Source organism: Asticcacaulis sp. P2_B1, assembly GCF_056404915.1.
The window spans coordinates 494,298-509,970 of record NZ_JBFUDD010000003.1 but is presented as its reverse complement, the minus strand read 5'-3'; the positions used below and the strand labels follow the sequence as shown (position 1 = coordinate 509,970).

The following is a 15,673-nucleotide window of genomic DNA, read 5'->3' as shown; positions in this document are numbered from 1 at the left end:
AAAGGTGCGGTCGTGGACGATCAGGCGTTCGACAAACCCAAATTGACGGCGGACGAGCTCAAGGCGCGCAAGGCCGCTCGCCGGGCCAAGAAGGCCGAACGCCGCGCTAAGCAGCGTGAACTCAATCCTCTACGCGCCGAGAAGATGCATAAGGCACGCATCGAAGCCGGCTTGGCGCGCAACGACAATGACAACCTGCCGGCCCTGAATATCGGCTGCTCCGGCTGGTTTTATTGGGACTGGAAGAGCAAGTTCTACCCCAGCCAGATGCCGACCAGCGACTGGTTTGCCTATTATCGCAGCCAGTTCAACACGGTCGAATTGAATGCGCCGTTTTATGCTTGGCCAACCGTCAATACCGTCAAAACTTGGCTGAAGCAGATCGAGGACACGGACTTCGTCTATACCGTCAAGGCGTCCGAACTAATCACCCATGTCCGCCAGTTCGACGACGTCAAAGGCCTGATCGAGGACTTCGGCTATATCGCTGATGCGCTTGGGCCGCATATGGGCTGTTTCCTGTTTCAATTACCGCCGAGCTATCACTACTCGCCCGAGCGCCTGGACAGCATCGTGTCTCAACTCCAACCCGGCCGGCGCAATGTCGTCGAACTGCGCCACGCCAGTTGGTGGAACGACGAGGTCTATGCCGCATTCCGTGCCCACAACATCATCTTTTGTGCCTGTAGCGGACCGGGCCTGCCAGACGACCTTGTCCGGACGGCGGACGAGATCTATGTCCGCTTTCATGGTGTCGATAAATGGTACCTTTACGACTATAGTGACGCAGAATTGCAGGCCTGGGCCGACAAGATCAAGGCCAGCGGCGCGAAGCGTGTTTGGATCTATTTCAACAACGATTACAACATCAACGCCATCAAGAATGCGCGGACTCTGACGTCGATGCTGACCGCTTAAGCGCATAGACCCGGATATGGATTTGCTCGCGGTTGCCGGGGTGGCGTTCGACCAATAGGCGGGCCACCTGGCTATCATCGTGGAAAACAAAGCCCTTGATGGCGTCGAGCAGGGCCTTGGCCAGATTGTCGAGGTCCATCCATGGCGGATCGCCAATATGTTCCATGCGGATTTCGACGGCATAATCGCCCCAGGCCGGGCGGCTGCCCTTCCATTCCTTGCGGAAGAACTCATAGACCAGGGGCTTGTAATAGCGCCCCTGAGTGGTCAGGCCGTCGATATAGATTTCGATACCTTCTGACGTCTCGCGCGCCTTGACCTTGCCGCTCTGGATCCAGTCGGTCACGGCACAATCCGGTAGGGCACGTCGACGTCGCAAACGGAAAAATCGGCGCCCCTGGCGGCGCGCGCCTGATCGATCAAGGCGGCAAACTCAGGTCCTTGCGTGTCCAACACCTCGATATGCGGCGGGTTCGGCATGTCGGCTAAGACCTGGACCTTGACCAGAGCGTCGGGGTGCTCCGGCGGCTCGCCGACCGCCAAGCTGTGCAGCACCTCAGGCCCGGAAATCACGCGCCCGGCCGGAGTATAGTTGCGGTCGAGACCCGGATAGGCGGCGAGCATGAAATAGATCTCGCTATTGGCCGAGTCGCGCGCTTCGTCGCGTCCCATGGCGAAGACGCCAGCGCATTGGGTCGCCCAGGCATAGAGGGTATGATCGTCGCGCGGCGGCCGGGCTGTCTCGCTAACCGAGACATAGGGCATGGCGCCGATAAAGCCTTCCGACAGCCCGGCAGGTCGGGCGGCGATCTTACGTGGCAGATCGATCGGCAGGCGGAAGGTGAATTCGGGGTCGAGATTGGGCAGTTCGGTCTTACCGCCGTCGTGATTGCCGGGATCGCCGGCCTGGGCGACGAAGCCCGCAATCACGCGGTGAAACAGCAGACCGTCATAGGTGCCGCGGCGCGCCAGCAGCTTGATACGCTCAACGGCCTTCGGCGCCATTTCCGGATGCAGTTCGACGAAGATCCGGCCCTTGGAGGTATCGACGACCAGGGTGTTGTCAGGGTCAGCTGGTTTCCAGTCATGGTAGGTTAGCGCGGTGTTCGGCTGTGCCGCGGCTGACGTCGCGGCCAGCACGGCCATCATCAAACTGGAAGCCAGGAAATGCTTCACGAGGTCAGCACATCGAGACGCGCCAAACCGCGCACGCCGGGCACGGCACGCCAGTCGGGTGCGGCATCACTGGCCTTGCGCAGATTAGGGAAGCGCGCGAATAGCCGGCCGATCGCCATCTGGCCTTCGATACGAGCCAACGGCGCACCGATGCAGATATGGGCGCCGGCGCCGAAGGCCAGGTGCGGATTGGGGCGACGGCGGACGTCGAAAAGATGCGGATCGTTGATGCGCTTGTCGTCGCGATTGGCCGCCAGCAGGCTGACCACCAGGGCGTCGCCCTTGTGATACGGACAACCACCCGAGACGCCGTCCTGCTTGGCGAAGCGCGCCGAGAAGGAGATCGGCGGCTCGTAACGCAGGATTTCCTCGACGGCGCCGCCGATCAGGCTCGGGTCCTCCGCGATCGCCTGACGGGCCTCGTCATGGGTCAATAGCAGGTGGATGCCGTTGCCGATCAGATCGGCCGTGGTCAAATGACCGGCAACCAGCAGGGCAAACAGGTTGAAGAGAATTTCGTTGTCGTCGATGGCTGCACCCTTGGCGCGCGCCGCCAGCAGGTCGCTGACCAGGTCGTCCTTCGGCTCGGCCCGGCGTTCGTCCATCAGGGCCTTGAAGTGGCTGAGGATGCCGCGGCGGCCATCCAGGGCCAGCTTTTCCTGCTCCGCCGACTTGGTCGGATCGAAGGCCAATTGGCCCGACTCGGTCCAGGTCTTCAGTAGGTCGAACATCTCGGGTGGCGAGCCGAGGATCCTTCCCAGGACGCGAATCGGGATTTGCGCCGCATAGTCGTTGACGGCATCGAAACTGCCTTTGGCCGCCATGGCCTCCAGCCGTTCGTCAATGATCTGGGAAACCAGGCCTTGCGCGCCGGCAGCACGCTTCAGAAAGGCTTCGGCGACGATGCTGCGCACCCGCGCATGGTCGGGATCGTCAAGCGTCAGCATGGAATCGTGGCGGCCGAATTCAGCGGCCATGGCGGCATTGAGCCGGCGGACATTGGCGATGACCGGGTTTTCAGGCGCTGCGTCGTCGAAATTGCGCGACAGGCTGCGATCCATCAGGGCCTCGCGGCCAACAAAATATCCGGTGAGCAGCATCGCCGGGATCATGCCGTCGTGTTCGACCGGACGCTCCGCCCTCTGAGGATCGAAAATGGCATGCGGATCGGCCCGCAGGGCGGGGTTCAGTTCGGAATATTCGAACAGCAGAAGACGGGGAACATGAACCTTTTCAGCGGTCTGTGTTTGCGTCTCGATCGGCATCAAATGATACTCCTCACGGCGCCGTCCGCGCCTTTATGACGACACTGTTACAAAATCACGTTCGCGGGCGCAACATAAACCTATGCCCGGTCAACGAAGCTGTCGATCACTTTCTTCTCGCCGGAGGTTTCAAAGTCAACGATCAGCTTGTTGCCGTCGACGTTGGTAATCATGCCATAGCCAAACTTGACGTGAAAAACGCGTTCGCCGAGAACGAAATTCTTGCTGGCCGGCTTGGCTGCGATCGGAATGCGATGTGGCGTCGGCCGGGGGGCCAGGCGGCTCATATCTACCCCGCCGACTTCGTCGTCTTTGCGTTTCGTATAGTTGGGTTGATAGCCGGCACGGTCCCAGCGCGATTCCTGGCTTTGCCAGCCGGGCGCATTGTAACCGGTCTGCGACGTCGCCTCGACATTCTCGATCGGCATTTCGTCGACGAAACGCGACGGGATCTGATTGGTCCAGCGGCCATAGACCTGGCGGTTGGCGACGAAACTGACCTTCGCCTCTTCGCGAGCGCGCGTCAGGCCGACATAGGCCAGGCGGCGTTCTTCCTCCAAGGCGCGCAGGCCGTTTTCGTCCATCGAGCGTTGCGACGGGAAGATGCCCTCCTCCCAGCCCGGCAGGTAAACCACGGGAAATTCCAGCCCCTTCGCGGCGTGCAGGGTCATCAGACGCACGCTGTTGGAACCGTTGTCGCGCTCCAGATCCATGACGAGAGAGACGTGTTCCAAGAAGGCTTCGAGATTGTCGAAGGCCGCCATCGAGTCGCCGAGTTCCTTCAGGTTATCGAGGCGCGTCTGGCCGGACGTCTTGTCGGCGCGCTGCATGTCGTAATAGCCGGTATCGGTCAGGACGGTATCAAGCAGGAGCTCGGCGCGAACCTCGGTGGCTAGGTGCGTCCAGCGGTCGAAGTCGCGCAAAAAGGCGATGAGCGGTGTCCGCGTGCGCGCCGGCAATTCGTCGGAATCGACCAAGTCGCGCACGGCGGTCATGACGCTGACCCCGGCGAGGCGCGCCTGCTGCAACAGCTTCTGCACCGAGGCGTCGCCGATGCCGCGCTTGGGGACGTTGATGATTCGCTCGAAGGCCAGGTCGTCGTCGGGCGACTGAATCAACCGCATATAGGCGATGGCGTCGCGGATTTCAGCGCGTTCGAAGAAGCGCGGACCGCCGACAACGATATACGGGATCTGCAGCATGACGAAGCGCTCTTCGAAGGCGCGCATCTGGAAGGAGGCCCGAACGAGGATGGCGATGTCGGCATATTTGCGCCCGGATTTCTTGAAGCGCTCGATATCCTCGGCGACGAACTGGGCTTCGGCGGCGCCGTCCCAGATACCTTGGACCTGAACCTTGTTGCCGCCGACCTGGTCGGTGAACAAAGTCTTGCCCAGACGCGCCGTGTTGGCCTTAATCAGGCCGGACGCCGCACCGAGGATATGCTGGGTCGAGCGGTAATTACGTTCCAGGCGGACGATCTTGGCGCCGGGATAGTCGCGCTCGAATTTGAGGATATTGTCGACCTCAGCGCCGCGCCAACCATAGATCGACTGGTCGTCATCGCCGACGCAGCACAGGTTGCGTGTGGCATTGGTCAGCAGGCGCAGCCATAGATACTGGGCGATATTGGTATCCTGATATTCGTCGACCAGGATATATTTGAAGCGCTGGTGATAGCGCTCGAGGATATCCGCGTGCTTGGTCAATATATCGAGATTGTGCAACAGCAGGTCGCCGAAATCGCAGGCATTGAGGATGCGCAGCCGGTCCTGGTACATCTGATAGAGCTTCTGGCCCTTATTGCCGCCGAACTCCGCCCCCTCACCCTTGACTTTTTCGGGCGTCAGGCCCTTGTTCTTCCACTGATCGATCTGCCAGGCGAAGCTCTTCGGCGTATAGCGCTTCTGGTCGATGTTTTCCTGTTCGAAAATACCCTTGAGCAAACGCACCTGATCGTCGTCGTCGAGAATGGTGAAGCTTGATTTCAACCCGACTAAATCGGCATGGCGGCGCAGTATCTGAGCGGCGATCGAGTGGAAGGTGCCGAGATTCTGCAAACCTTCGGCCGACGGCCCGATCAGCCGCTCGGTGCGTTCGCGCATTTCGCGCGCCGCCTTGTTGGTGAAGGTTACGCAGAGGATTTCCCACGGCCGGGCCAAACCCTGGCTGAGGATATGGGCGATACGGGTGGTCAATACGCGCGTCTTGCCTGTGCCGGCGCCGGCGAGGACCAGGACGGGGCCTTCGGTGGCGCGCACGGCGGCTTCCTGCTCGGCGTTCAGTCCCTCGAAAAAGGACGATTTAGCGCCGGCATTGACGCTGGCTTTTTGCGATGTGGTAAGAACAGGTTCCATGATTGTTCTCACTTAATCATAGTTGCCGGCTTCGCCAAGTTAGAATTATGCGATCGCATGAAAATGCTCAGACGCAGGCATCCTGTTGTCGCGTACCCTGGGCACGGATAAGCCCGCCCTGTCCGTCGAAAGCCACCCAGATGATATAGGTGTAGTTGCAAGGAAATTTGCTGACCACGCGGCTGTAAGGCGTGGCGCCGCGGGTGTCAGCGTGCTGATTGCGCTCCGTTGCAGCTGCGGCCGGAAGATAGCCGTTACGACGCAATTCCGCGTCGGTTTCGCTCGCGCTCATGCCGGCAGGCAAAAGAGCAGGAGACAAGTTTACCACCTCCCCGACTCGTTGGCCGTGGTCGATCTCAAGCGTCAGCTTGTCGAGCCATTGTCCGGTTGCAGGATAATTGGCCGCCGCTTCCGACGACGTAACCAAGGGCTTGCAACCGATCAGGCACAGCTCCAACATCACAGCCGTTAAGGCACACAGGCGACGCACAGACTTCCCTCCCCAGCCCGTTTGGGCTTTGGACAATAGAGCAGGAATTGACGCCGCCGCATCCTTCCATGATCTCCGAATTAAAATAAATCGGCACCATAGGTTGTGAGATCAGGCGCTAATCAATCCTTCTTGCGTTTTGTCCCCGACGCCTTGCCTTGCACATAGGCAAGCGACGACAGACGGCAAAAGGACGCCAGCAGGCTTTCACCACGCTTGGAATCGAGTTCCGCGATCAGGGCCGCGAGACTGATTCGACGGTCCTTGGACATCACTTCCAGGACCGCCCAGAACTCGGGTTCGAGCGCGACGGACGTAGCGTGTCCGGCAAGGTTAACAGATCTTTTTTTCAGGCCAGGCATTTATTTTCCTCCGGTTTCATGAAGGGGAGTCGCCGCAGTGTACGATGGTTTAGATTTTTTCTTATACGCAACCGAGGTAAGTGTACTCATGACAACCACTGGTATTATTTGACCTTAACATCACGGTGCAACTTAATCTGTGGTCTTTTATTGTTTTCCGTCAACTCTTTTTATTGAGGTCTTCGGATTTTAACAGATGACCATCGACTTTTTCGACTTCCCGCATACGCCTCTGCTTTTCGAGCCCGCGCGTCTTGGTTGAGATACCATAAACGACCCGATTTTCCACCGCCTGTAAATTTTTGCGTTGTTTTGTTTTGGCTTTTCGCGCCTTGTTGAGATTGATAATATCGGCCATGGACACGCTTCCCCGAACTTTACGCTACGATATCCTTGTAAACGCTCTCATAGTCGAGCCTGTTTCCAGATAACGGGCGTTACTGATTGCTCAGCACTGTGATCACAAATACAAGTAAAGAGCATTGCATTTACCGCCGGTCGACTATTGTCGGACGATTTCGCAAAAGCAAAAAAACCATGCAATTAGACGACCCGCAGTTACATATAAGTATATGCCTGTTATGCCCCCATGTCCATAGTACCTTACGGGAACGGCTTACCCCGGCGCGATAACGCTTGATCGCCTGAGGGGGATGCCAGGAGTGGCGGCCGTCGCCGCCGCGAAATAAATCAAATTTAACATGAACACGGAGCATCTGACCCTATAATGGCGGGATCGTTCATTGCTTGAAAGCCGTCCTTCATGACTCTTCTGCTCAACATCCTGTGGTTCATCTTCGGCGGTTTCGTTTCGGGCTGCCTGTGGCTTTTCGGGGGTGCGGTCCTGGCCTGCACGATCGTCGGCCTGCCGTGGGCCTTTGCCGCCTGGCGCATCGCCGGTTTCGTCTTCTGGCCGTTCGGCAAACAGATCGTCGACCGCGAGGGATATACAGGTGAAGGCGACATGGGCACGGGCTGCATGGGCTTCATCCTCAATGTCATCTGGTTCCTATTCGCCGGCTGGTATATTGCACTCAGCCACGTCCTGGCGGCCATTTTCGAAGCCGTCACCATTATCGGCATCCCCTTCGCCTACAAGGACATCCAACTGGCGCAACTGGCCCTGGCGCCGATCGGCAAGATGGTTGTCGACAAGCCGTAGTTTTTCGGGGAATAGTTGCATTCCAAACGCCTGCCTTTGGCAAGCGCAATTGCGCACTGCGCACGTTTGCGCGAGCCAAGCGGCGACTGAGCTAAAGGCAACACCCGGAGACACACTATGACGATCGGCAGACGCGACATATTGATTGGGGCCGGCGGCATTATGGCCGGCAGCCTGGCCGGTCATGTCGCTGCCCAGACCCCGCCGCCGGAAGCCATGGTGCCGGCGGACAAGCAACTGAAGATCCAGGGCTGGCCGGCGCCCGCCACGACTATCGACCTGTGGCCCGGCGTGGCGCCCGGCCTACTCAATCCGGACCTTAAGGAAGTGGTCATCGAGACCAGTACCGATCCCCAGGTTCATGTCCGCCACGTCAACGGCATCAGCCGGCCGCGTCTCAGCGTCTTCCCGGCCGCCAATCCCAATGGCTCCGCCATGATCGTCATCCCGGGGGGCGGCTATGTCGACAACTGGTTCGACCACGAAGGCTATGAGATTGCCGGCTTCCTCAATGCTCAGGGCATCAGCGCTTTCGTACTGTTCTATCGCCTGCCGAAGGAGGGTTGGGCGAAGGCCGCCGACGCCCCCGTCAGCGACGCCCAACGCGCCATGCGCCTGGTTCGTTCGCAGGCGGCGAAATACGGCATCGACCCTGAGCGGGTCGGCGTACTGGGCTTCAGCGCCGGCGGGCACCTGACGGCCAGCCTGGCGACCCGGTATGACGCCAAGGTTTATGACGCCGTCGACGACGCCGACAGTTTGAGCGCCCGTCCCTTCCTGGCGGCGCCGATCTATCCGGTCATCTCGACCGACCCGACAATCGCCCATATGGGCTCGCGCGACGCACTGCTGGGCCTCACCCCGACGCCGGAGCAGTTGGCGACCTATTCGCCGGACAAGATGGTGACCAAGGCTACGCCGCCCTGCTTCCTGACCCACGCCGAGGACGACGGGACGGTGCCGGTCGAAAACACCCTCGTGTTCCGCGCCGCCTTAAAAGCCGCTGGCGTGACGGTGGAGACTCACCTGTTTCCGGAAGGCGGCCATGGTTTCGGCCTGCGCCATGTCATTGGTCAACCGGCCCATGCCTGGGGCGACTTATTCCTGGCCTTCGCCAAGGCGCGGGGTTTGTACGCGTAGGTCTCACCGTATACTTATTCAGGGATACGACTCTCCAAATCGTGCAGGCATATATTAAAAAAAAAGCCGGGGCGCTGCCGGCAAACGTACAGCGCCACGGTTACATCTGGTTCATGAACCCCTTTTAATTTGATTTCGCAGCCGCCATGCCGCATTTTGTCGGTAATGAGTAGGAGCTATTATGCGTAATCCCCTTCCCTTAGCCGCCTTGGGCCTCGTCAGTGCGCTCGCCATCACCCTGGCGACAGACGCCTCAGCCCAGATGCGCCTTTTGTCGGACGGCCCCCAAGTCGAGCTGCGTGACATGGTTGCGCGGGTCGTCGTCACCCCCGAAAACCGCAGCGACGTCGATATCCGCGTCCGCTACGGCAAGGCGAAAGTGCCGACCCTGATGGTGTCGCACCGCGGCAATGTCACGATCCTGAACGGCCACCTCAATTCACCGGTCAGTTCGTCGCTGTTTAACTTCCGCATCAATATCAACGACCAGTCCAGCGAATCGCAAAGCGGTACCGTCTTCATCGCCGGCATGGGCAAGGTCAGTATCGCCGACCTACCCCTGGTCTATATCCGGGTACCGAACAATGCCGTGGTCAAGGATAGTTCCGACAGCTACGGCCACATCAATCCCAGCCAGAGCCTCGACCTGATCATGAATGGTGGCGGCGATTGGTCGGTCGATCCGGTCAATGGCCCACTCAATGTCATCAATAGCGGCTCGGGCAATCTCCATGTCACCTCGGCCGGCGACGCCATCGTCGACAATATGGGCTCGGGCGATATCGACTTGAATGCCGTGCGCAGCCTCAAAGTATCGCTGACCGGCTCGGGCAGTTTCGTCTCCAACCAAAGCACCAATACCGAATTGCAAAACCAGGGCTCGGGCGACGTCGTCCTCGGCCATGTCGGCAATATCAAGGTCCAGCTCAACGGCTCCGGCGACCTGTCGATGAACAGCATCAACGGCATGCTGATGCTGTCGAACTACGGTTCCAGCGATGTCCATATCGGTCAGATCGGCGGTCCGGTTACGCTCGACCTGTCCGGCTCCGGCGATGTCGATATCGACCGCGGACAGGCCAATGCCTTTACGCTCTCCGGCTCGGGCTCGGGCGACGTCGATTTCGGCGGGATCGCCGGCACCGTCAAGATCGACAGCAACGGCTCCGGCGATGTCAGCATCCTGAAGGCCACTGGCGCCGTCGTGACCAAGGTCAACGGCTCGGGCGAGATGCATATCGGGCATTAAGCCTACGCTATAGTCTACTTCCACAAATCGCCCGTCCTTGACCAAGGATGGGCGATTTCCGTTTAAGGGCCTTGCCGGCCATCTACGGCAGTTGCGGCGCCGAGCTCCAACATCCGCATCTCTAGGCGTGGGCGTAGCGCAAGGAGGCATCCACAGATCAGCCAGATAAGAACAGATATTCATGCCAAATTTTGGCACCGCAGGCTTTCCTCAGGCGCGTAGCGCCATCTGTACTTATCTGGCTGATCTGTGGATGCCTCCTTGCCTACGGCGTCACAAGTGCCTTTGCCGACCCTTATCCAGACGTCTGAGGCGGCCTTCCTGGCCTTATGCTGATACCAGCGGTCATGCTTTATGACCGTTGGTATGAGTCCTTCTTTGCCTGCGACAGCCTGCCGCATGCACTTCGTCCGAAAAACTGCCGCCTCATTCGTAAAATTTCTCAACAATCAACCATGGACGCACGACTCATATTGCGTCGCAGCAATTTCCATCAACGTTACCGTTTTGTAATTTTAACTCATTGAATCTATTCAATTATTACATCTGATTCATGACACGAGTTTAATTTGAAATCCGTCGATGGGAGGCGCATATGGTGTCTACCGAAACCAAATAAAGGAGATTTACACCATGTCTACCACCGTTGCTTCCGCTTCCGCCCTGGCTGCCTTCACCCTGTTCATGATCGTTGCCCTCGTCAATGTCGGCGCCAACGCGACCCCCGCCTCCGAGCAAGTCGCCGTCGCCGCCCAAACAGCCCAGATCAACGGCTAAGCCCTGATCTGGCGTCCCCTCTATCAGTACCCAGTAATAAGGCGCGGGATGATCCCCGCGCCTATTTCTTTGCCCGCACCGCGGTGTCATGACACCACTAAACATTACCCAATATTTCATTACAATATATTGATTTTGCTCAATTATTAAATCGACTTCATGACATGACCTTAATTTGAAATTCACCATGGAGAAGCGCATAAAGGGTCCATCGACAACCACCCACACGGAGCTTTTCACATGTCCACCCCGATCGTCACCGTTTCCGCCCTCGCCGCCGTCACCCTGTTCATGATCGTGTCCCTGCTCACGGTCAACACGTCCAACAGCACCCCGGAACTGGCGGTTGCCGCGCAAACCACCACCGTTAACAGCTAAGCCCTCAATTCAAGGAGATCCCATCATGAAAGCTCAAATCGCCAGCGCCTCCGGCCTGTTCATCCTCACCCTGTTTATGGCCGTGTCCCTGTGCACAGCTGGTATGGCCCCGGCCGATGCCACGACCTTGCCAACGACCGCCCCCGCCGCTCAGACCGCCAACTGAGGCGGTTCCACCATGAAAAGAGTATGAGGCGCGGGCGCTCCCCGCGCCTGTTTTTTTGCCTGATTTTAAGCCAGACCGCGCCAGGCGAGACCGCCGGGAAGGTCACAGGCGGCATAGTCGACCTGAAGAACACGGCGCCTGCCCTGAATGCGGGAACGCTCCGAAGTATGCAGGATCAGAGTCGCATAGGCCCAGACATCTCCCGCTCGGGCAAGGCAGGTCAGAGCTTCACATCTATTCGCCACCTTTGCCGCTTGATCCGCCGGCACAAGACCCAGCCTGTGCGAGCCGACCGCCACCTTCAAAGGCGCATTACCCTCACCACAATCATCCAGATGCAGGCGCAAGGTCACCATGCGCTCCAGGATCGCCACAGGCGGTTCGACATGCACGATGCCGTCCTTGGTCGACCACGGGCCGAAGCCGTCGGTCTCACGGCGCTCCCGGACGGCAATGGTGCGATCCTGATGCCAGGCGACGGTCCAGTTGATTTCAGACGTCTTGTCGAAGATAACGGCGCGCACGGGCACGGCGGCCTGCCCCAATAGCGAACATGAAAGCCGATTTAGGGGTTCGAGAAACGGTTGGACGCCGGTCGTCAGTCGCTTGCCCGGTCTCCCAGATACAAAGGGCTGCAGATATTCGCACAGGCACGCTCCGTCTTCTGCCGTCATAACCGAGGGGAAATGCGTAGCCCCATTTGCCGCAAATGCTATGCCACTCATGAGCCTTTGATCAGCGGCGTCGTCTGAGCCACCCGATCGATCTCTTCTTCAATCTCGTGAACCGTATGGGGCATACCCACTACTTCGCCAGCATAATCCTCAACACATTTTTTCGCCGTACCCTCTATGACACAAACCTGTTTCCAGATTTGATCCGTCCAATTCGCTTGATATTTGTCGTTCAAGGACCAGAATCTACGGGCTTTCATGAACTCCATGAGGCCGGCGACATCGGCCGGCGCGATCGAGTACTGTTTCGTTCCAAGGGTAGCCGTCTCACCATGACCGTCGAATATGGCGGTACCGTCGCCATGGATTTCAATCCGGTAGCTGGGTGCATGGCCGAAGATATCGCCACCGCGATCAAGCGTAATAACGGCCGTTTCAGCAGGATGTCCGGCGTTGACATCGGGAAGTGGCGCCGGCGTGTGGGCACAGGCGACGAGAGCAAAAAGTCCCGGAGTCAGCGCAAAATTTTTCATCACCCTTGCCTCTCTGCGAATATTATCATCCCGGATGGACCATGTTTTCCGGGCGGACGAACTGGTCGAACTCTTCATTGGTAAGATACCCGCCGCCCACGGCTTCTTCGCGCAGGGTAGTGCCGTTCTTGTGGGCGGTCTTGGCGATCTTGGCACAGATATCGTAGCCCAGGCGGCCGTTCAGCGCCGTCACCAGCATCAGCGAGTTTTCCACGCCGCGCTTGATATTGTCGAGGCGCGGTTCGATACCGACGACGCAATTGTCGGTAAAGGAGACCGCGGCGTCGGCGATCAGGCGCACGCTTTGCAGGAAATTGTAGGCCATGACCGGGTTATAGACGTTAAGCTCGAAATGGCCTTGCGATCCGGCAAAGGTCAGGGCGGCATTGTTTCCGAAGACCTGGATGCAGACCTGGGTCATGGCTTCGCACTGGGTCGGGTTGACCTTTCCCGGCATGATCGACGAACCCGGCTCGTTTTCCGGCAGGGCCAGTTCGCCCAGGCCCGAGCGCGGGCCGGAGCCCAAGAGGCGGATGTCGTTGGCGATCTTGAACAATGAAGCCGCCACCGTATTGATGGCGCCGTGGCTGAAGACCATGGCGTCATGGGCCGCCAGGGCTTCGAACTTGTTCGGCGCCGTGGTGAAGCCCATGCCAGTGATCGAGGCGATCTTGGCGGCCACACCCTCGGCGAAACCGATCGGCGCGTTAAGGCCGGTGCCAACAGCGGTGCCGCCCTGGGCCAATTGCATCAGCTTGGGCAGGGTCTGCTGGATGCGCTCGATGCCGTTGGTCAGTTGCTGGGTGTAACCGCCGAATTCCTGGCCCAAGGTCAGGGGCGTTGCGTCCTGGGTATGGGTGCGTCCGATCTTGATGATGTCTTTCCAGGCTTCGGCCTTGTCGTTCAGGGCGTTGCGCAGGACCTGCAGGGCCGGCAGCAGGCGATGGACGATCTCCTCGGCGCAGGCGACATGCATGGCGGTTGGATAGGTGTCGTTCGACGATTGTGACATGTTGACGTGGTCATTGGGGTGGACGGGCTTCTTACTGCCCATCACGCCGCCCAGCATTTCGATGGCGCGGTTGGAAATGACTTCGTTGGCGTTCATGTTGGATTGGGTGCCGGAACCGGTTTGCCAGACAACCAGCGGGAAGTGCTCGTCAAGCTTGCCTTCCATGACTTCGTTGGCGGCGGCGATGATGGCATTGCCGATGGCGGGATCGAGCTTACCCAGCGCCATATTGGTTTCGGCGGCGGCGCGTTTGACGATACCCAGAGCGCGCACGATCGGCAGGGGCTGCTTTTCCCAGCCGATCTTGAAGTTGCCTAAACTGCGCTGCGCCTGGGCGCCCCAATATTTGGCATTGTCGACTTCGATCGGGCCAAAGGTGTCGGTTTCTGTGCGGAAGGTCGTCATGATCTTGGGCTCCGTAGGGTGCGGCGGCGTCGGTTCGCGGGTATCGGCGGCGGGGCTTGTTGTTTCAGGAAAGGCGGCACCCTGGGAGAAGGTAGCAAGGGGCGACCGCTTCTTTTTCGATCCCGACAGCCAGTCGAACAGGCCCATGTCGCTTTACTCCAGATGACGCTGAGATGCCGCTTTCGATAGGATCACGGGGGCCAAAGCGCAATGGATTTATGCTGAAAAAGCGTATTTTGCGTGTTAGCATCGCCTATACGGAAAGCCGGGCCGGCCAATGAGCCCGGGAATGGGGAAGCACTGGGCACTACTACCAGGCACAAATACTGGGCACAAAAATATCGGGGACGGGCATGATCGATCATTATCTTATTCTTTGGCCTATGCTGGCCATGGCGGCACTGACCTTTGCCGTGCTGTCTCTGGTGCCGATGTTTCGCGTCGGCGATGCCCGCGCTGGCCGCGTGGCGCCCAACGATTTCAAGATGGGCGAGTCCGATAAGGTGCCGGAAGCAACGCGGCTGTATAACCGCAACTACATGAATTTGCTCGAATTGCCGGTGCTGTTCTATGTCGTATGCAGCATCCTCTACATGACCGACAGCCTGCGAACCGAAGAGCTGTGGCTGGCCTGGGGCTTTGTCGTCTTCCGCGCCCTGCACAGCCTGGTGCATCTGACCTCTAACGCGGTATTGCTCAGACTATCGATGTTTTCCCTGGCGGCCTTCAGCCTGATGGCGATGTGGATCCTGACCTTCTGGCATATCGCAGTGAAGACATAAGAAAAGCCCGCCGGACTGGCCAGCGGGCTCTTTAATCGCATCAAAGCGATCGGCTTACTTCGCGCCGAACAGACGCGCCCAGAAGCCGGGCTTCTTCTTGGTGGCTTGCTGCGCCCTTCCGGTGAATTCGTGCGCCTTGTCAGCGACGTCGCTGGAGAAGTCGTCGGCCTTCTTGCCTAGGTCTTCCATGACCGGCTTGGCGGCGGCAACGGCCTCGTCGAGTTTTTCCTTGGCCACTTCCATGGCGGCTTCGGCGCGTTCTCCGGCTTCCTTGAGCGCAGGTTCGGCGGCAGCCTTCATATCGGCGATGGTATCGACGGCCTTGTCCTTGGCGTCGTTGAACGCGACCGAGGCGCTTTCGAGCACGGCCTCGACCTTGGCGGCGGCCTTCTTGACGGCCGGTTTGGCGGCGGCTTTTGCTTTCGTCGGAGCTGCCTTGACGGCGGCAGCGGCCTTGGCAGGCGCCGCTTTCACAGCGACAGCAGCCTTGGCCGGCGCCTTCTTGGCCGCCTTGGCGGTTTCCAGGACAGCCGGCTTGACGTCATTGACCAGGGTCTCGGCCTTTTTGGCAGCGGCCTTTACTGGCGCGGCCACTTTAGCGGCGGCAGCTTTCGGGGCAGCAGCAGCGGCTTTCGGCGCCGACTTAGCGGCAGGCGCCTTGGCTGTGCTCTTGGGCGCCGCCTTGGGCGCTTCGACGCCGGTTTTGGCGGGCGCGGCCTTGCGTGCCAGAGTCTTTTTGACGCCGGCATCGGCCGGGATGTCGCCAGCTCCAGATTTCGTGTCGCCTGAATTTGATTTTGTGGTAGCTCTCGCCATCTTCTGTCCCT

19 protein-coding genes are annotated in these 15,673 nt (G+C 59.1%); 8 read left to right on the top strand and 11 right to left on the bottom strand.

Annotation, left to right across the window (positions count from 1 at the left end; translation table 11 throughout):
* The first annotated feature begins 12 nt into the window (after positions 1-12).
* Positions 13-918, top strand: coding sequence for a DUF72 domain-containing protein (locus tag AC1DX3_RS11480; protein WP_476989415.1), 906 nt, complete (start codon positions 13-15; stop codon positions 916-918).
* Here the strand turns inward: AC1DX3_RS11480 and AC1DX3_RS11475 are convergent.
* The 7 genes from AC1DX3_RS11475 to AC1DX3_RS11445 form a co-directional block, all read right to left on the bottom strand.
* Positions 878-1,264, bottom strand: coding sequence for a RusA family crossover junction endodeoxyribonuclease (locus AC1DX3_RS11475; protein WP_476989414.1), 387 nt, complete (start codon positions 1,262-1,264; stop codon positions 878-880). The two genes, AC1DX3_RS11480 and AC1DX3_RS11475, sit on opposite strands and share 41 nt — an antisense overlap.
* Positions 1,261-2,094 (bottom strand): peptidylprolyl isomerase, encoded by an 834-nt coding sequence (locus AC1DX3_RS11470; protein ID WP_476989413.1) that lies wholly within the window; start codon positions 2,092-2,094, stop codon positions 1,261-1,263. Before AC1DX3_RS11470 ends, AC1DX3_RS11475 begins: the two co-directional genes overlap by 4 nt.
* Positions 2,091-3,359: a cytochrome P450 gene (locus AC1DX3_RS11465; protein WP_476989412.1), complete on the bottom strand. Its 1,269-nt coding sequence runs from the start codon at positions 3,357-3,359 to the stop codon at positions 2,091-2,093. Before AC1DX3_RS11465 ends, AC1DX3_RS11470 begins: the two co-directional genes overlap by 4 nt.
* An 80-nt stretch (positions 3,360-3,439) precedes the next feature.
* On the bottom strand, positions 3,440-5,716 hold the full coding sequence (locus AC1DX3_RS11460; RefSeq protein ID WP_476989411.1) for an ATP-dependent helicase: 2,277 nt from the start codon (positions 5,714-5,716) through the stop codon (positions 3,440-3,442).
* A gap of 67 nt (positions 5,717-5,783) precedes the next feature.
* Positions 5,784-6,206 carry a hypothetical protein gene (locus AC1DX3_RS11455; RefSeq protein WP_476989410.1) on the bottom strand — a complete coding sequence of 141 codons (423 nt, stop codon included), beginning with the start codon at positions 6,204-6,206 and terminating at the stop codon, positions 5,784-5,786.
* A gap of 122 nt (positions 6,207-6,328) precedes the next feature.
* Positions 6,329-6,568: a ribbon-helix-helix domain-containing protein gene (locus AC1DX3_RS11450; RefSeq protein WP_476989409.1), complete on the bottom strand. Its 240-nt coding sequence runs from the start codon at positions 6,566-6,568 to the stop codon at positions 6,329-6,331.
* 160 nt (positions 6,569-6,728) lie between these two features.
* The gene (locus AC1DX3_RS11445; RefSeq protein ID WP_476989408.1) at positions 6,729-6,926 is read right to left on the bottom strand and encodes a DUF4169 family protein; all 198 of its coding nucleotides are present in this window, start codon (positions 6,924-6,926) and stop codon (positions 6,729-6,731) included.
* 405 nt (positions 6,927-7,331) lie between these two features.
* Between AC1DX3_RS11445 and AC1DX3_RS11440 the strand changes: the two genes are divergently transcribed.
* From AC1DX3_RS11440 to AC1DX3_RS11415, 6 genes are all read left to right on the top strand, one after another.
* Entirely contained in the window at positions 7,332-7,730 is a 399-nt protein-coding gene (locus tag AC1DX3_RS11440) for a YccF domain-containing protein (protein ID WP_476989407.1), read from the top strand.
* 117 nt (positions 7,731-7,847) lie between these two features.
* Positions 7,848-8,870, top strand: coding sequence for an alpha/beta hydrolase (locus tag AC1DX3_RS11435; protein WP_476989406.1), 1,023 nt, complete (start codon positions 7,848-7,850; stop codon positions 8,868-8,870).
* A gap of 181 nt (positions 8,871-9,051) precedes the next feature.
* Positions 9,052-10,119: a GIN domain-containing protein gene (locus tag AC1DX3_RS11430; protein WP_476989405.1), complete on the top strand. Its 1,068-nt coding sequence runs from the start codon at positions 9,052-9,054 to the stop codon at positions 10,117-10,119.
* A gap of 633 nt (positions 10,120-10,752) precedes the next feature.
* Positions 10,753-10,896: a hypothetical protein gene (locus AC1DX3_RS11425; RefSeq protein ID WP_476989404.1), complete on the top strand. Its 144-nt coding sequence runs from the start codon at positions 10,753-10,755 to the stop codon at positions 10,894-10,896.
* A 240-nt stretch (positions 10,897-11,136) separates the two neighbouring features.
* Complete coding sequence (locus AC1DX3_RS11420; RefSeq protein ID WP_476989403.1) at positions 11,137-11,274, top strand: hypothetical protein; 138 nt, start codon at positions 11,137-11,139, stop codon at positions 11,272-11,274.
* Positions 11,275-11,299: 25 nt separating this feature from the next.
* Complete coding sequence (locus AC1DX3_RS11415) at positions 11,300-11,440, top strand: hypothetical protein (protein ID WP_476989402.1); 141 nt, start codon at positions 11,300-11,302, stop codon at positions 11,438-11,440.
* 65 nt (positions 11,441-11,505) lie between these two features.
* Here AC1DX3_RS11415 and AC1DX3_RS11410 read toward each other — a convergent pair whose 3' ends face one another.
* Genes AC1DX3_RS11410 through fumC form a run of 3 tightly spaced genes read right to left on the bottom strand, consistent with a single transcriptional unit; the run spans position 11,506 to position 14,064 of the window.
* The gene (locus AC1DX3_RS11410; RefSeq protein ID WP_476989401.1) at positions 11,506-12,114 is read right to left on the bottom strand and encodes a phytanoyl-CoA dioxygenase family protein; all 609 of its coding nucleotides are present in this window, start codon (positions 12,112-12,114) and stop codon (positions 11,506-11,508) included.
* A gap of 47 nt (positions 12,115-12,161) precedes the next feature.
* Positions 12,162-12,647 carry a DUF6438 domain-containing protein gene (locus AC1DX3_RS11405; RefSeq protein ID WP_476989400.1) on the bottom strand — a complete coding sequence of 162 codons (486 nt, stop codon included), beginning with the start codon at positions 12,645-12,647 and terminating at the stop codon, positions 12,162-12,164.
* A gap of 25 nt (positions 12,648-12,672) precedes the next feature.
* Positions 12,673-14,064 carry a class II fumarate hydratase gene (gene fumC / locus AC1DX3_RS11400; RefSeq protein WP_476989508.1) on the bottom strand — a complete coding sequence of 464 codons (1,392 nt, stop codon included), beginning with the start codon at positions 14,062-14,064 and terminating at the stop codon, positions 12,673-12,675.
* A gap of 353 nt (positions 14,065-14,417) precedes the next feature.
* Here fumC and AC1DX3_RS11395 point away from each other — a divergent pair, with 353 nt between their 5' ends.
* Complete coding sequence (locus tag AC1DX3_RS11395; RefSeq protein ID WP_476989399.1) at positions 14,418-14,846, top strand: MAPEG family protein; 429 nt, start codon at positions 14,418-14,420, stop codon at positions 14,844-14,846.
* Between the two features lie 54 nt (positions 14,847-14,900).
* Here the strand turns inward: AC1DX3_RS11395 and AC1DX3_RS11390 are convergent, their stop codons facing one another.
* Positions 14,901-15,662, bottom strand: coding sequence for a hypothetical protein (locus tag AC1DX3_RS11390; RefSeq protein WP_476989398.1), 762 nt, complete (start codon positions 15,660-15,662; stop codon positions 14,901-14,903).
* Positions 15,663-15,673 lie beyond the last annotated feature (11 nt).

Coding starts and splice junctions, on each gene's coding strand:
- AC1DX3_RS11465 (WP_476989412.1), bottom strand. CDS start 3,359: ATGCCGATCGAGACGCAAACACAGACCGCTGAAAAGGTTCATGTTCCC.
- AC1DX3_RS11460 (WP_476989411.1), bottom strand. CDS start 5,716: ATGGAACCTGTTCTTACCACATCGCAAAAAGCCAGCGTCAATGCCGGC.
- AC1DX3_RS11450 (WP_476989409.1), bottom strand. CDS start 6,568: ATGCCTGGCCTGAAAAAAAGATCTGTTAACCTTGCCGGACACGCTACG.
- AC1DX3_RS11445 (WP_476989408.1), bottom strand. CDS start 6,926: ATGGCCGATATTATCAATCTCAACAAGGCGCGAAAAGCCAAAACAAAA.
- AC1DX3_RS11440 (WP_476989407.1), top strand. CDS start 7,332: ATGACTCTTCTGCTCAACATCCTGTGGTTCATCTTCGGCGGTTTCGTT.
- AC1DX3_RS11435 (WP_476989406.1), top strand. CDS start 7,848: ATGACGATCGGCAGACGCGACATATTGATTGGGGCCGGCGGCATTATG.
- AC1DX3_RS11430 (WP_476989405.1), top strand. CDS start 9,052: ATGCGTAATCCCCTTCCCTTAGCCGCCTTGGGCCTCGTCAGTGCGCTC.
- AC1DX3_RS11425 (WP_476989404.1), top strand. CDS start 10,753: ATGTCTACCACCGTTGCTTCCGCTTCCGCCCTGGCTGCCTTCACCCTG.
- AC1DX3_RS11420 (WP_476989403.1), top strand. CDS start 11,137: ATGTCCACCCCGATCGTCACCGTTTCCGCCCTCGCCGCCGTCACCCTG.
- AC1DX3_RS11415 (WP_476989402.1), top strand. CDS start 11,300: ATGAAAGCTCAAATCGCCAGCGCCTCCGGCCTGTTCATCCTCACCCTG.
- AC1DX3_RS11410 (WP_476989401.1), bottom strand. CDS start 12,114: ATGACGGCAGAAGACGGAGCGTGCCTGTGCGAATATCTGCAGCCCTTT.
- AC1DX3_RS11405 (WP_476989400.1), bottom strand. CDS start 12,647: ATGAAAAATTTTGCGCTGACTCCGGGACTTTTTGCTCTCGTCGCCTGT.
- fumC (WP_476989508.1), bottom strand. CDS start 14,064: ATGACGACCTTCCGCACAGAAACCGACACCTTTGGCCCGATCGAAGTC.
- AC1DX3_RS11395 (WP_476989399.1), top strand. CDS start 14,418: ATGATCGATCATTATCTTATTCTTTGGCCTATGCTGGCCATGGCGGCA.
- AC1DX3_RS11390 (WP_476989398.1), bottom strand. CDS start 15,662: ATGGCGAGAGCTACCACAAAATCAAATTCAGGCGACACGAAATCTGGA.